The organism is Archangium violaceum, assembly GCF_016859125.1.
Lineage (GTDB): Bacteria > Myxococcota > Myxococcia > Myxococcales > Myxococcaceae > Archangium > Archangium violaceum_A.
Window position 1 is genome coordinate 8,350,517 of record NZ_CP069338.1, and the last position, 13,950, is coordinate 8,364,466.

The window sequence follows — 13,950 nt, forward strand, 5'->3', positions numbered from 1 at the left end:
TCTTGAGCCAGTCGTCGCGAATATGGTGGGATGATGGGTACGAAGCGAAGTTCGAGGTTCCTTATGACCAGCGGCTTTCACTTAAGGGCAACGAAGTTCTCGACGGGACCCTTGTCATCTCCGATGCCGACGAAGGCGAAAAGCAGGAGACTCTCATTGCGACTTCGCCTGTCAAACCGAAGCTCTCGTGGACCTGGGGAATGGTCTACCTCAGAGGGAAGCGTGACCTTCCGGAACTCAGCGCTGAGTTCATAGCTGCTTCCTACTGACAGTGGGTACAGCATAGGGGCAAACGAATGCGCAGGTGCGTGCGATCAGTCTTGAGGCTCCGCGCGACTCAGCGCTGCTCTCTCGAAGGACACGACGCTCTCCGTCAGCGCCGGGAAGTCCAGCTCGCGCGCGAGCCTCCAGAGTTGCTGCCGGAACAGGGGCTCGGGGGGCAGCGGCTCCAGGGTGCCCACCAGGATGAGGTTGTTGTACCCCGAGGCTCCGCGCAGCTTCGCGCAGCCCTCGAATGCGCCGGCGAAGGTCTCGAGCCGCTGGGCCACTTTCCTCGACTCCTCCAGCGCGATATTGAGCACCGCGACGCCCCCGAGCGCGAGCCTGCGCCGCACGTCCTCGAGGAAGAGTGCCTCCTTCAGGTGGTCCGGCGTCCCGCTGTCCGAGAACGCATCGAGCAGGATGAGATCGTAGCGAGCCCCCTGCCGTGCCATGAAGCGGGCCCCGTCCCCCACGTGGATATGGAGCCGGGAGTCCTCGCGGACGCCGAAGAAGCGCCGGGCCACGTCCACCACCACCGGGTTGATCTCCACCACGTCCACCTGCGCGCGGCGGGGCAGGAGCCGGTGCATCAACATGGGGAACGCGCCCCCTCCGAGCCCCACCACCAGCACCCGGGAGCGGCCCCTCGTGAGCGCGAGCCCGGCGGTGGCCACTCGCACGTAGTTCGTGGGAACCGCCAGGGGATCGCTCTTGAGGATGGCGCTCTGCAGCGCTCCCTCGGGGCTGTCGAAGCGGAGCGTGCGCTGATCGCCCTCGTCCACCACGTACACGGTCCCGAAGGGGGAGGGGGCCTCGTGGACCACGGACAGCGACACGTTTTCTCCTCCGGGAGAGGTTTCAGGGGGGAATCGGTAGCACGACCCGGCGAAGGCCGCGAGCCCCCTCCCCGCGAGCCCCCGTCTGGGGTGGAGCAGGGTAGAGTTCGCGGCGTCTCATGTTCGTCAGGGAGCTCTGGGTGTCGCGCCTGCTGGGAGCAGTGGTGGGAGTCTTCGTGCTCGTCGTCTCGGGCTGTGCGCACGAGCCCGTCGGGCCTTCACGCTCCGAGGCTTCCGCTCCCCAAGGGACGCCTGTCCGGGAGCCGCTTCCCACGGGGTCCCTCGTCCTCCGGGGCGTCGTGACCTGGGAGGGCAAGCCCGTGGCGGGCGCGACGGTGAGCGCCGTGCTCCATGCCGACGTGCCCCTCTCCGCGCGAGACTGTGTCCAGGGTGAGCCCGGGATGACGATCCTCGACCCCGGGTGCGGTGCCATGAAGGGGGAACTGGCACAGACGGCGGACTGGCTCGGTCGCAGGTCCCCGCTCCGCGAGACCGTGACGGATGCCGATGGCTGGTTCGAGTTCTCCAACCTCCGGGCCGCGACCTACGACCTCTGGGCCAGCGGACCCAAGGGGACCGCCTTCGTGGCCGCCATTCCCGCCGGAGCCAACGTGGCCCAGGTCCCGCTGGAAGCGGGCAGGCCCGTCACGGTGGACGTCATGGACGGGAACTCGGGGCAGCCCCTGGCCGGTGCCCAGGTCGCGCTGCTTCCCCGGGCCGGAGGCTACGCCTTCCTGGCGACCTCGGACGCTGGAGGAAAGGTCGTCTTCCCGCGAGTGCCCACGGGCGAGTTCCACGCGGTCGCCTCGTTTCCCGGACGCCTCGCGGAGGCGGGCCCGGTGGGTGGGGACGCGCTGTCCCTCCGCCTGCACGTGCCTCGGACGCTCTCGGGCCGCGTGCTCCGGCAGGGGGAGGGGGCGGCGGGCCTCCGTGTCCAACTCGAGGGCGAGGGATGGCGGCGGCTCGAGGAGACCCGGGCGGACGGGAGCTTCCGGATGGAGGGTCTGCCACCCGGCCGTTACACGCTGCGGGTGCGTGAGGGGAAGGAGATCGCGACGGCGGCGGTGCGCATCCCCGAGGAGGGGGACTTCACGGACGCCCGGCTCTCCCTGGAGCCTTGCGGCGAGGTGACCGGACGTGTCGCGCGTCCCAATGGGGCACCCATTCAGGGCGCGGAGCTGGAGCTGCTCCTCACCCGTGACGACGTCTGGCGAAGGCTCGTCACCACCACCTCCGCGGACGGGCGGTTCCGCTTCGAGTGCGTGGACCCGGGCCAGGTGGGGCTCTCCATCAAGGCCGCTGGCCACGTTCTCCCGAGCGAGCCGATGAGGCGGGACCTGGCCGCTGGGAGCTCTGTCTCGGCGGACTTCACCCTTCAGCAGGCCGCTCCGGTGCGCGGGCGCATCCTGGATCCGGAAGGACGGGGGCTCCGGGGCGTCCGTATCCGCTTCTTCCCGCGCGAGGCGCGAAGCCTCCCCGACTCCGGGGAAGCGCGGGGCGATGTCCCTCGGGGAGGCAGCGCCACGACGGCCGGGGATGGGAGCTTCGAGGTGGATGGGCTCGCTCCCGGCCGCTACGAATACGAGCTCTCACCGGATGAGACCTTCTTCGAGGCCCGGGGCGAGGTGCGCCTGCCCGCCACGAACCTGAGGCTCAAACTGCGTCGCAAACCCGTGCCGACCGGAGTCCTGGAGCGCGGGTCCGAGCGCCTCCGGGCCCGTCTCTCCCTGGCCGGGGAGTGAGCGGCCTGGCGTCACGCGGTGGGTGTCCGGAGCCTGGCGTGTCGGGCATCCCTCCGGGTGTGCCTGTTCAACCCAGGGCCGCCCTGGTAGATCCCCGGTGACCCGCCTGGGGGGGAGACCCGCCCCGCGCACCCGAGAGGGAGCCACGTGGCCGAGCAAGTACCGTTTGGAGCGTTGTCGTTCGCAGAGAACCCGGAGCCGCGCTGTCCGTGCGTGCTGCTGCTGGACACCTCCGGCTCCATGAATGGGCGTCCCATCGAGGCGCTCAACGCGGGGCTGCTCCAGTACCGGGACGAGCTGGCCGCGGACAGTCTGGCCTCCAAGCGGGTGGAGGTGGCGGTGGTCACCTTCGGGGGCCAGGTGCAGACGCTGCACGACTTCTCCACCGCGGACGCCTTCTTCCCCTCCCCGCTGATGGCCGAGGGCAACACCCCCATGGGCGAGGCCATCGTCCGCGCCACGGACATGCTGTCGGTGCGCAAGAGCCTCTACCGGCAGAACGGCATCCTCTTCTACCGGCCGTGGATCTTCCTCATCACCGATGGGGGCCCCACGGATGCGTGGCAGTCCGCCGCCGAGCGCGTGCGCCAGGGCGAGGCCTCCAAGGCCTTCTCCTTCTTCGCCGTGGGCGTGGAGGGGGCCAACCTCGACGTGCTGAAGCAGATCTCCGTGCGCGAGCCGCTCAAGCTGGACGGCCTGCGCTTCCGGGACCTGTTCCAGTGGCTGTCCAACTCGCAGAAGGCCGTGTCCCGCTCGCAGACGACGGACGAGGTGCGGCTGGCCAACCCGGCGGCTCCCGGCGGCTGGGCCTCCGTCTAGGGACAGGGCACACCGTATGTGGAGGCTGCTCCAGCAGTCCCTGGAGGGGACCTCGCACCGGCGCTCGGCCACGCCGTGTCAGGACAGCTGCGCGGGCACGGCCACGTGTCCGGGGCAGGAGTCCTTCCTGGTGGTGGCGTGCGCGGATGGGGCGGGCAGTGCCGGGCTGAGTCAGGAGGGCTCGGCGTTGGCGTGCCGGCGCTTCGTGGAGGTGGCCTGTGAGGCGCTCGAGCGCGAGGGTCCGGAGGCACTGCGAGACCCGGAGCGGATCCGCGGCTGGTACCGGGAGGTGCGGCGGACGCTGGAGGAGGAGGCCACGAGGCGCGAGGTGCCGGTGCGCGAGCTGGCCTGCACGCTGCTGACGGCGGTGGTGGGGGAGAACGCGGCCGTGTTCGCGCAGGTGGGTGACGGGGCCATCGTCGTGCGCCAGGGCGAGGGCTACGTGCCCATCTTCTGGCCGCAGGTGGGCGAGTACGCGAACACCACCTGGTTCGTCACCTCGCCGGACCTGGAGCAGGTGCTGCAGGTGGTGTGCGGGGAGCCGGTGGACGAGGTGGCCCTGTTCACCGACGGGCTGCAGATGCTGGCGCTCCACTTCGCGTCGCGCTCGGTGCACCGCCCCTTCTTCGAGCCCCTGTTCACCGCGCTGCGCGGCGCCGCGCACCCGGAGGACCTGGTGGTGCCCCTGCGCTCGTTCCTGGACTCGCCCGCGGTGAACGAGCGGACGGACGATGACAAGACGCTCGTGCTCGCCGTCCGGGAAGGCCGTGCGCCCGTCGAGGGGACGCCATGAGCGCCGGGTCCATGCCGTTGTCCGGGTCGGGGCGCTCGGCCTCTCCAGGCGGGTAGGCCGTGTCGCAGACGCTCCTCTTCAACGCGCGAGGTGAGCGGATCGCCCTGGGCCCGGAGCTGGGACGAGGGGGAGAGGGCGCGGTGTACGCGCTGCCCCGGGATGCCTGGCACGTGGCGAAGGTGTACCTGTCGGCGCCACCGGCGGAGCAGGGGCAGAAGCTGCTGTGGATGGCGGCCCACGCGCCGAAGGGAGTGGAGAAGCTGGCGGCCTGGCCGCGCGAGGTTCTGCACGAGGGCCGAGCCGGAGGCCCGGTGCGTGGCTTCACGATGCCCCGGGTGAACGGCTTCAAGCCCATCCACCTGCTGTACTCCACGGCCAGCCGCCGCAAGGAGTTCCCCACCGCGGACTGGGCCTTCCTGGTGCAGACGGCGCTCAACTGCGCCAGCGTCTTCGAGGAGCTGCACGCCCTGGGTCACCTGGTGGGGGACGTGAACGAGAGCAACCTGCTGGTGTCGCCGAAGGACGCCACGGTGCGGCTCATCGACTGCGACTCGTTCCAGATCCGGGCGGGGAGCCGGGTGTACCGCTGCGAGGTGGGAGTCCCGCTCTTCACGCCACCCGAGCTGCAGGGCCAGAGCTTCGCGGGGCTGGAGCGGACCGCGTCGCACGAGGGCTTCAGCCTGGCGGTGCTGCTCTTCCACCTGCTCTTCCTGGGGCGCCATCCCTTCACGGGCGTCTTCGCCGGACAGGGGGAGATGACACCGGAGCGGGCGATCCGCGAGTTCCGCTTCGCCTACGGGCGCAACGCGCGGGCGCTCCAGATGACGCCACCGGCGATCCACCTGCCACTGGCCACGCTGCCGAAGGAACTGGCGGGGCTCTTCGAGCAGGCCTTCGCTCCGGAGGCCTCGCGGACGGGGAGGCCAGGAGCCACGGCGTGGTACCGGGCCCTCCAGGGGTTGGCGCGAGCGCTGCGCACGTGCCCCCAGGAGCCCACCCACAAGTATCCGCAGCACCTGGCGGCCTGCCCATGGTGCGAGATGTTGGCCACGCGCGGGGTGGCCTTCTTCACCGCGCCGGGCAATCAGGCGCCGGCGCAGGGCTTCACGTGTGGCTTCCCGGACATCGAGCCCTTGTGGGTCGAGGCCCAGCGGCTGTTGTCTCCGAAGCTGACCGCGCCGGTGCCCGTTGCGCCGATGCCCGCGTTGCCGGACTGGCTGCCGGAGGATCTCCAGGCGGAAGTGAACCGGGTGCGGCAGGCGAGCCTGGCCATGCTGGTGGGTGGCGTGCTGGCCACGGTGGGCTGGTGGGTGCTGGTGCTGGCGTCCTCGAGGGTGGGTCAGCTGATCCTGGTGCCCGCCTGTACGCTGCTGGCGAGTGCCTCGGTGCTGTGGTGGAAGGGCCGGAGGGATCTCCGGCTCCCGGGGCTGATGGCCGAGCAGCAGGAACTGCTTCGGCAGGCGGAGTCAGGGCTGGCTGCGGCGCAGGCCGAGTACGAGCGCTTCAAGGAGGAGCTGAACCGGCTGGGGGAGCGGGCGCGCCAGCTGCTGCACGGGCTGCGAGCGGAGTACGGCAGGTTGCAGCCGGAGTACGAGGCCGAGCAGCGCCGGCAGCTCCAGCACCGTGAGGCGTTGCAGCGCGAGCAGTTCCTGCGCGGAGTGCTCATCGAGGATCAGGAGATCGAGGGCATCAAGCAGGGGCTGAAGTCGAACCTGGTGCGCTGGGGCATCGAGTCCGCGTACGACGTGTTGAAGGAGGACGTGAGGCAGGTGCCGGGCTTCGGAGCGGTGCGCTCGGCGAGGCTGGTGGCGTGGGCGAAGGAAGTGGAGAAGGGCTTCCGGTTCGATCCGAGCCTGGCGGTGAGCGAGGCGGAGCGGCGGGCGCTGGTGTCGCACTTCCTGCATCGCAAGGCATCGCTGCGCTCGAGGCTGGAGGCGGAGGTGGCGCCGCTGCGGACGTGGTCGCAGGAGATGGTGAAGCGCTCGGGAGAGCTGGCGGCGAAGGTGGAGGGGGCGCAGCAGATGAAGATGAGGGCCACGCTGGGGATGCCGGCGGCACAACCGGCGATGGACGCCGCGCTGAAGCCTCGAGTGTGGGAGGACCCGCGCTGCGTGTTGGGACTGGTCGCGGCCGTGGTGCTGGGAGGACTGGTGGGCCTGATGACGAGGTCCCCGGGGCGCACGGAGCCGATGACCGTGGCGCGACCTCTGGTGGTACAGGAGCAGGTGGAGCACGAACTCCCAGCCGAGGTGCTGCCCCAGGACTGCATGGCGCGGGAGAGGGCGACCACGGTGGCGCCGGTGCTGGAGCGACTCTCGGCGGGGAGCCGGCTGGAAGTGGTGGCGGAGGAGAGCGGGTGGCGCAAGGTGGTGCTGGCGAGCGGTCGCGAGGGCTGGACGGGCCCGGGCTGCTGGTCCGCGCCTTGAGACGCGTGACGGTGCTGCTCCGCGAGGCAGGCGACACGTTCTAGTCGTGCAGCATTGCGAGAAACGCCGAGAAGCTGTCCGCGATGGGGTGGATGTCTGTCTCTACAGTGACGAGAACGATTTTGGGCTCATCAGGCGTGGTTCGGTAGTCGAAGCATACATATTGGCCTCCAGGGGTGTCGCCGAATGGGTATATTCCCGAAGGCACATGAGGCTTTAGTGTCTGGTATGCGTTTCGCGCGGAGTACGCGCGCCACTTCTCATCCTCACAGATCGTCAAGAGGGTGTTGAAGACATCGGTGCCCCTGCCTACATCGAAGACGCACGGTTCAGGGACCATGCCCTGGTGAAGGGATACGATTGTTCTGTATTGCTCGGGGAGCCGTACGCCCCAATGGCGCGCCAGCAATTCGATCTCATCGAGCGTCGCTGGATGTGGCTTCTGCCAAAGGTAGTTCAGCCATCGAATGGTCATGGTCTTGAGCACTCAGTCGAGAAAGCGGCGCTCCCAGCGGCGCATGTCCTCCGCGGCGAGGCTGTCCCGGCTCGGGGGCTCTTGATAGAGCCATGGCTCCAGCACGCGCGCTAACTCGCGATAGAGCGGCAGGTCGCGGCCCTGCTCGGTGTCGCCCGCTTCGGGCCATTCCCCCAGGGTGACGACGGCCCGCTCGCCTTCCATCTCTTGGACGGAAATGTCCGGAGAAGAAAGGCGGGAGCGCAGGCCCGTCGAGCCCCCCAACTCGCCGAGCACGGGTTGGCCGAGGAAGGTCAGCCAGGAGGGACCCTTCACCCGCGTGCCGATGTTCCAGGACAATCTCATCAGGTCGGGAACATCCATCCCCGGGTAACGGAATCGGAGGTGCTGGAGTTCCGGAGGGGTGCCGAGGCGATTGAACGCAAGGCCCGCATGGCCGGAGCTGAAGGGCAGCGGAGCGGCGAGTTCCAGCGCCAACTTGCGAACATGGCTCGGGCCATGTTCCTCCAGATACTCCGTGGGCAACCAGAAGGACACGGCGCAGACGGCGCCCGGGTGGAATGCTTCAAGCCCTTTCCCACAGTACTCGACCTCGTAACCACGGGCGCTATCCGGACTCTCACACAAGTCGAAGATGTGGCTGCCGGGCCAGCTCTCGTCGGACAACTGTCGCTGGACGACGTCCCATCCCGAGGCATCCAACTCCCACCATTCGCCGTGGTCATCGGGATACCAGGCAAGCGCCCGAGGTCCCACGGCGCGCAGGTACACTTCCAACGAGCGCGCCACGGCGGGAGCTACTTCTTCGTGAGAGCGCTGCATATAGAAGCAGAGACTCAAGCTCTCGCGCATCAACAGCCCGCCATGCCACGAGGTGAGCCGTATTCTCGGATAGTGCTCGCTCATCAATAGATCCTCCAGATGGGAGCCACGCGAAAGGGCCTCACTCCCAATGCCCTGTGGTACATCGCCCCTTGATTGGATTCATGATAGGGGTGTCCTTTAGGATAGTCGTTCCACCTGGGCTCATTGCTGGTGGGGCAGGGGAACTTGAAGTCATAGACCGCCAGGACTTCGAGAGGGTTGCCCGAGTGGATGACCACATCGGGCACGAGCGTCCCCACGAGTTCGTCAGCGCATCCCTGCTGACGGAGGGCATGTTCTTCCTCGGAGCCGACCAGTTGTTTCTTCCCTGTTTGCTGGTCATAGCGATAGCGCTGCTCCACGCTGAATCGCCCCGGTATTCGCGCGCCCAGCTTCTGCTTCGCGCACTGGAGGGCCAGGCGGTGCTTCTCATTGCCCAGTTGCATGGCCCGGGTCACCTTCCTTCCACACGGGTCCTTCCCCAACTCCTCCTGGCATTGGCTTCGTGAGGGATTGTTGCCGCCGAAGTGCTGGCGATTGACCGTCTCGTTCGCCCATTCGGCGCACTCCACCAACTCGCGCTCGATGCTGGACTTCATATTGGGGGTCAGCACCTCGAGGGTGGCCGCCATGGAGGCGACCTCGGCGGCGCCTCGGAGGGTTGTGGGCACCACGGTTTCCTCGCCCGCGATGCGAGCGCAGTAACCAGGATTCTGCCGACAGGCGCTCGTCGCCGAGTCGAAGGCGTGACCCGCCGAGCCGCGGATCAGAAGCAGGGTGCTCATGGCGAGCACTGCTGGGTGTGTTTGGAGCCAATGGCGCATGGGATGTCTCGGGCCGGACCTCGCAACCTCCAACATCCTGTCTCCTGGCACAACCCGTGAAAGTGGCCCTTGACTTGCCGTGCCGGGACATGGCAAGAGTGCGCTCGCGAGATAATGATAATGAGAACCATTCTCATTATCTCCTGGTCATTCAGGCCGGCGGTTTCCGGCCATTGGGAAGAGGGAACGGATGGGAACGACCAACAAGGTGGCGCTGGTGACGGGTGCCGCGCAGGGCATCGGGGCGGCGGTGGCTCGGGCATTGTCCGAGGGCGCGTCGATCGCGGCGCTCGACACCCGGGAGGAGGGTCTGTCCGTTCTCGTGGAGGAGCTGCGCCAGCGCGGGTGCCGTGCCGCGGCCTTCAAGGTCGACGTGAGCGACAGCGCCGCGGTCGAGGCGGTGGTCGAGCGGGTCGAACGCGAGCTGGGGCCCATCGAGATCCTCGCCAATGTGGCCGGGGTGCTGCGGATGGGCTCGGTCGTGTCGCTCAGCGACGAGGACTGGGCGACCACCTTCGCCGTCAACACCCACGGTGTCTTCCATGTCTCCCGCGCGGTCGCCCGGCGCATGGTGCCGCGCAAGTCCGGGGTGATCGTCACCGTCGGCTCGAACGCCGCCGGAGTTCCCCGCATGCAGATGGCCGCCTATGCCGCCTCCAAGGCCGCCTCCACCATGTTCACCAAGTGCCTGGGGCTGGAGCTGGCGCAGCACAACATCCGCTGCAACGTGGTGTCTCCCGGCTCCACCGACACGGCCATGCAGCGCGCTCTGTGGGCCGACGAGCACGGCGCGCAGGCGGTGATCTCCGGCTCGCTCGAGACCTTCCGTCTGGGCATTCCGCTGCGCCGGATCGCCACTCCCGCCGATATCGCCGACGCGGTGGCGTTCCTCGTCTCCGACCGCGCCCGCCACATCACCCTGCACGACCTGTGTGTCGACGGCGGCGCGACCCTGGGCGCCTAGCCCTCGATTGCTCGCGGGGCTCCCTCTCCGCGACACCCTTTTTTCACCCAAAATTTGAGAATGGTTTTCATTTTCAATAGCAGAAGGTGCCTGTGATGAACGAACGTCCCCTGGTGCCACAGATGCTGGCGACGCAGTTGCTCGAGAGTTACGAGGCGGGCTCGTCCTTCTTCTTCGCCTCGCCCAAACGGACGATGTTGGCACGAGGCGCGTTCGCCACCGTGCCGCATCCCGGAGGCGCGAACTCGCTGGAGCTCCTGCCCGAGCGCGTGGCGGCGGTGCTCGCCGAGGCCCGCGAGGCCTCCCACGACATCCCCGTGGTGGTGGGCGCGGTGCCCTTCGACGGGGCGATTCCCGCCCAGCTGGTGGTGCCCACGACCATCCAGCGCGCGGGGCCGTTGGTGTTCGATACGGATGCGCCCGTGCAGCGCCCGCTGGCGGCGCGTTACACGGTGCAGCCCGTGCCCGAGCCCGCCGCCTATCTCAACGGCGTGGCGCAAGCGCTGAAGCTGATGCAGAGCGGACCGCTGCGCAAGGTGGTGTTGTCCCGCTCGCTGCATCTCAACGCCGCCACGCCCATTGATCTGCGGCAACTGCTGCGCAACCTGGCCCGGCGCAACCCCGCCGGCTACACCTTCGCGGTGGATCTGCCCCCGCAGCTGGCGGCCACTCCTGGACAGGGGCAGCGCACGCTGATCGGCGCCAGTCCGGAGCTGTTGGTCTCGCGCTCGGGGTTGCAGGTGCTCGCCAATCCGCTGGCGGGCACGGTGCCGCGCAGCGCCGACCCGATCGAGGATCAGGAGCGGGCCGCCGCGCTGCTGGTCTCGCCAAAGGATCTCCACGAGCACGCCGTGGTGATCGAGTCGGTCGCGGAGGCACTGCGGCCGTTCTGCAAGAAGCTGGACGTGCCGGCGGGGCCGTCCCTCGTCAGCACGCCGACCCTGTGGCACCTGTCGAGCCGGATCAGCGGCGAGCTGAAGGATCCGTCCATCTCGTCGCTGACGCTGGCCGTGGCGATGCATCCCACGCCAGCGGTGTGCGGCTACCCGACCGAGCTGGCCCACGCGGCCATCGGGACGATCGAGCCGTTCGAGCGTGGCTTCTACACGGGCACGGTGGGCTGGTGCGACGCGAACGGTGACGGCCAGTGGGCGGTGACGATCCGCTGCGCCGAGGCCAACGAACACTCGTTGCGGCTGTTCGCGGGGGCGGGAATCGTGGTCGGTTCGAAGCCGGAGTCCGAGCTGGCCGAGACCGAGGCGAAGTTCCGGACCATGCTCCAGGCGATGGGGCTGGGGCAGGGCGTCGAGGTGCAGCCATGACGGGCCCCGGGCAGGAGGCCACTTCGCTCCCGGGCTGCCCCACGTGGCCCGAGGAGTTCGCCACGCGCTACCGGCAGGCCGGCTACTGGCGCGGCGAGACCTTCGGGCAGATGTTGCGTGAGCGGGCCCAGCGTCACGGTGAGCGCACCGCGATCGTCTCCGGGAACCAGCGCCTGAGCTACCGCGAGCTCGACGGACGCGTGGACCAGTTGGCCGCCGGGTTTCATGGTCTGGGCATCAAGGCGAGGGACCGGGTGGTGGTCCAGCTGACCAACGTCGCCGCGTTCTATGAGGTGATCTTCGCGCTGTTCCGGATGGGCGCGCTGCCGGTGTTCGCGCTCCCCGCGCACCGCAGCTCCGAAATCAACTACTTCTGCTCGTTCACCGAGGCGGTCGCCTACGTCATTGCCGACAAGCACGCGGGTTTCGACTACCGCACGTTGGCCGGACAGGTTCGCGAAGCGGTGCCGACCCTGCGGCACGTGATTGTCGCTGGAGAGGCGGGCCCGTTCACCGCGTTGAGCGGCCTGTACGCCTCGCCAACCGAGCTGCCGGAGGGGCCGCGCCCCAGCGATGTGGCGTTCTTCCAATTGTCGGGCGGCAGCACGGGTGTCCCCAAGCTCATTCCGCGCACCCACGACGACTACATCTACAGCCTGCGCGGCAGCGTGGAGTGCTGCCAGCTCGACGGGTCGAGCGTGTACCTGTGCGCGTTGCCCGCCGCGCACAACTTCCCGCTCAGCTCGCCGGGTGTGCTCGGCACCTTCTACGCGGGTGGCACGGCCGTGATGGCGCCGCACCCGAGCCCTGATGTGGCATTCCCGCTGATCGAGCGCGAGCGTGTCACGATCACCGCGCTGGTGCCTCCGCTGGCGATGATCTGGCTGGATTCCGCCAAGACCCGGCGGCACGACCTGTCGAGCCTGCGAGTGCTGCAGGTTGGCGGGGCCAAGTTCAGCGCCGAGGTCGCGCGGCGGGTGCGCCCCACGCTCGGGTGCACGCTGCAGCAGGTCTTCGGAATGGCGGAGGGCCTGGTCAACTACACGCGGCTGGACGATCCCGAGGAGCTCATCGTCACGACGCAGGGCAGGCCGATCTCTCCGGATGATGAGATCCGCGTGGTCGACGAGGACGGTCACGACGTCGCGCCGGGGGAGACGGGCCAGCTCCTGACGCGCGGTCCCTACACCATCCGCGGCTACTACAAGGCCGAGGCACACAACGCGCGGGCGTTCACGGCCGATGGCTTCTACTGCACGGGAGACCTGGTGCGGGTGACACCAGAGGGGTACCTGGTGGTGGAGGGGCGCGCGAAGGATCAGATCAACCGGGGTGGCGAAAAGGTGGCGGCCGAGGAGGTCGAGAATCACCTGTTGGCCCATCCCGCCGTCCACGACGCGGCGGTGGTCGCCATGCCCGACCCGTTCCTCGGCGAGCGGACCTGCGCGTTCATCGTCCCGCGTGAGGCCCCGCCGCCGGCCGCCGCGATCACCGCGTTCCTGCGCGAGCGGGGACTGGCGGCCTTCAAGATCCCGGATCGGGTCGAGTTCATCGATGCGTTCCCGCAGACCGGAGTCGGGAAGGTCAGCAAGAAGGCGCTGCGCGAGGCGCTCTCCCGACGAAACGCTGTTCTCTCTCCCTCGAGCTGAAAGGAGTCATTCCCATGGCACTCCCCTCCATCTCTCCCTATGCCATGCCCGGCGCGGCCGACCTGCCGAAGAACAAGGTGTCGTGGACGCCGGATCCCAAGCGCGCGGTGCTGTTGATCCACGACATGCAGCGCTACTTCCTGAATGCCTTCACGCCGGACCACTCTCCGGTGACGGAGCTGCTGGCGAACATCCAGAAGCTGCGGCGGCACTGCACCGAGCTGGGCATTCCGGTGGTGTACTCGGCCCAGCCCGGCGGTCAGACGCCCGAGCAGCGGGGCCTGCAGCTGGATCTGTGGGGCCCGGGCATTCCCGACGGACCGCACCAGAAGCAGATCGTCGAGGCGCTGGCTCCGGCGGAGGGAGACATCCTCCTCACCAAGTGGCGCTACAGCGCGTTCGTCAAGACCGAGCTGTTGGAGCTCCTGCGCGCGCGCGGTCGCGACCAGTTGATCATCACCGGCATCTACGCGCACATCGGCTGTCTCCAGACGGCCAGCCACGCGTTCATGAACGACGTGCAGGCGTTCCTGGTCGCCGACGCGGTGGGTGACTTCTCGTTGGAGCACCACCAGATGGCGCTGAACTACGCGGCGAAGCTGTGCGCCGTCACCACCACCGCGCAGCAGGTCATCGACGTGCTGCGGCCCGCGTCCGCGGTGGGCGACCAGGCCCTGAGCCGCCAGCAGGTGCGCGAGGACGTCGCGGAGATCCTGCTCCAGTCGTCGGCGGCGATCAGCGATGACGAGAATCTGCTCGAGAGGGGACTCGATTCGATCCGGATCATGAGCCTGGTCGAGCGGTGGCGGCGCACCGGAGCCGAGATTACCTTCGTGGAGCTGGCCGAGCGTCCGACCCTGACGGACTGGTACGCGCTGCTGTCCTCGAGCATGTCGGCGCCTCGGAACAGCAACCACCCCTCGTAGTCCGCGGAACGCGTGGGGCTCTCCCCACACCGGACGCCTTCCCCCCCCT

13 protein-coding genes are annotated in these 13,950 nt (G+C 68.6%); 9 read left to right on the forward strand and 4 right to left on the reverse strand.

The features are described from left to right. Positions 1 to 2 precede the first annotated feature (2 nt). The gene (locus JQX13_RS35750; protein ID WP_203403923.1) at positions 3 to 269 is read left to right on the forward strand and encodes a hypothetical protein; all 267 of its coding nucleotides are present in this window, start codon (positions 3 to 5) and stop codon (positions 267 to 269) included. Positions 270 to 314: 45 nt separating this feature from the next. On the opposite strand, the gene JQX13_RS35755 is transcribed toward JQX13_RS35750, so the two are convergent. Beyond that, complete coding sequence (locus tag JQX13_RS35755) at positions 315 to 1,097, reverse strand: spermidine synthase (RefSeq protein ID WP_239014052.1); 783 nt, start codon at positions 1,095 to 1,097, stop codon at positions 315 to 317. Between the two features lie 119 nt (positions 1,098 to 1,216). Here JQX13_RS35755 and JQX13_RS35760 point away from each other — a divergent pair, with 119 nt between their 5' ends. The 4 genes from JQX13_RS35760 (at position 1,217) to JQX13_RS35775 (ending at position 6,877) form a co-directional block, all read left to right on the forward strand. Continuing rightward, positions 1,217 to 2,839, forward strand: a complete 1,623-nt coding sequence (locus JQX13_RS35760; protein ID WP_203403924.1) for an MSCRAMM family protein — start codon at positions 1,217 to 1,219, stop codon at positions 2,837 to 2,839. A 174-nt stretch (positions 2,840 to 3,013) separates the two neighbouring features. Next, on the forward strand, positions 3,014 to 3,658 hold the full coding sequence (locus tag JQX13_RS35765; RefSeq protein WP_239014053.1) for a vWA domain-containing protein: 645 nt from the start codon (positions 3,014 to 3,016) through the stop codon (positions 3,656 to 3,658). A gap of 16 nt (positions 3,659 to 3,674) precedes the next feature. Next, positions 3,675 to 4,451, forward strand: a complete 777-nt coding sequence (locus JQX13_RS35770; RefSeq protein WP_203403926.1) for a PP2C family serine/threonine-protein phosphatase — start codon at positions 3,675 to 3,677, stop codon at positions 4,449 to 4,451. A gap of 59 nt (positions 4,452 to 4,510) precedes the next feature. Beyond that, positions 4,511 to 6,877 carry an SH3 domain-containing protein gene (locus tag JQX13_RS35775; protein WP_203403927.1) on the forward strand — a complete coding sequence of 789 codons (2,367 nt, stop codon included), beginning with the start codon at positions 4,511 to 4,513 and terminating at the stop codon, positions 6,875 to 6,877. A gap of 40 nt (positions 6,878 to 6,917) precedes the next feature. On the opposite strand, the gene JQX13_RS35780 is transcribed toward JQX13_RS35775, so the two are convergent. The 3 genes from JQX13_RS35780 to JQX13_RS35790 are packed head-to-tail and all read right to left on the reverse strand — an operon-like array spanning position 6,918 to position 9,001. Further along, positions 6,918 to 7,352 carry an SMI1/KNR4 family protein gene (locus tag JQX13_RS35780; RefSeq protein WP_203403928.1) on the reverse strand — a complete coding sequence of 145 codons (435 nt, stop codon included), beginning with the start codon at positions 7,350 to 7,352 and terminating at the stop codon, positions 6,918 to 6,920. Between the two features lie 12 nt (positions 7,353 to 7,364). After that, the gene (locus tag JQX13_RS35785) at positions 7,365 to 8,258 is read right to left on the reverse strand and encodes a DUF3396 domain-containing protein (protein WP_203403929.1); all 894 of its coding nucleotides are present in this window, start codon (positions 8,256 to 8,258) and stop codon (positions 7,365 to 7,367) included. Continuing rightward, positions 8,258 to 9,001: a hypothetical protein gene (locus JQX13_RS35790; RefSeq protein WP_203403930.1), complete on the reverse strand. Its 744-nt coding sequence runs from the start codon at positions 8,999 to 9,001 to the stop codon at positions 8,258 to 8,260. Before JQX13_RS35790 ends, JQX13_RS35785 begins: the two co-directional genes overlap by 1 nt. A 229-nt stretch (positions 9,002 to 9,230) precedes the next feature. Between JQX13_RS35790 and JQX13_RS35795 the strand changes: the two genes are divergently transcribed. The 4 genes from JQX13_RS35795 to JQX13_RS35810 all read left to right on the forward strand — a co-directional run bounded on the left by JQX13_RS35795 (position 9,231) and on the right by JQX13_RS35810 (position 13,901). Beyond that, positions 9,231 to 10,004, forward strand: coding sequence for a 2,3-dihydro-2,3-dihydroxybenzoate dehydrogenase (locus JQX13_RS35795; protein WP_203403931.1), 774 nt, complete (start codon positions 9,231 to 9,233; stop codon positions 10,002 to 10,004). Positions 10,005 to 10,099: 95 nt separating this feature from the next. Further along, the gene (dhbC, locus tag JQX13_RS35800) at positions 10,100 to 11,326 is read left to right on the forward strand and encodes an isochorismate synthase DhbC (RefSeq protein WP_203403932.1); all 1,227 of its coding nucleotides are present in this window, start codon (positions 10,100 to 10,102) and stop codon (positions 11,324 to 11,326) included. Continuing rightward, positions 11,323 to 12,975: a (2,3-dihydroxybenzoyl)adenylate synthase gene (locus tag JQX13_RS35805; protein ID WP_203403933.1), complete on the forward strand. Its 1,653-nt coding sequence runs from the start codon at positions 11,323 to 11,325 to the stop codon at positions 12,973 to 12,975. Before dhbC ends, JQX13_RS35805 begins: the two co-directional genes overlap by 4 nt. A gap of 14 nt (positions 12,976 to 12,989) precedes the next feature. Further along, the gene (locus tag JQX13_RS35810; RefSeq protein ID WP_203403934.1) at positions 12,990 to 13,901 is read left to right on the forward strand and encodes an isochorismatase family protein; all 912 of its coding nucleotides are present in this window, start codon (positions 12,990 to 12,992) and stop codon (positions 13,899 to 13,901) included. The last annotated feature ends 49 nt before the right edge of the window (positions 13,902 to 13,950 follow it).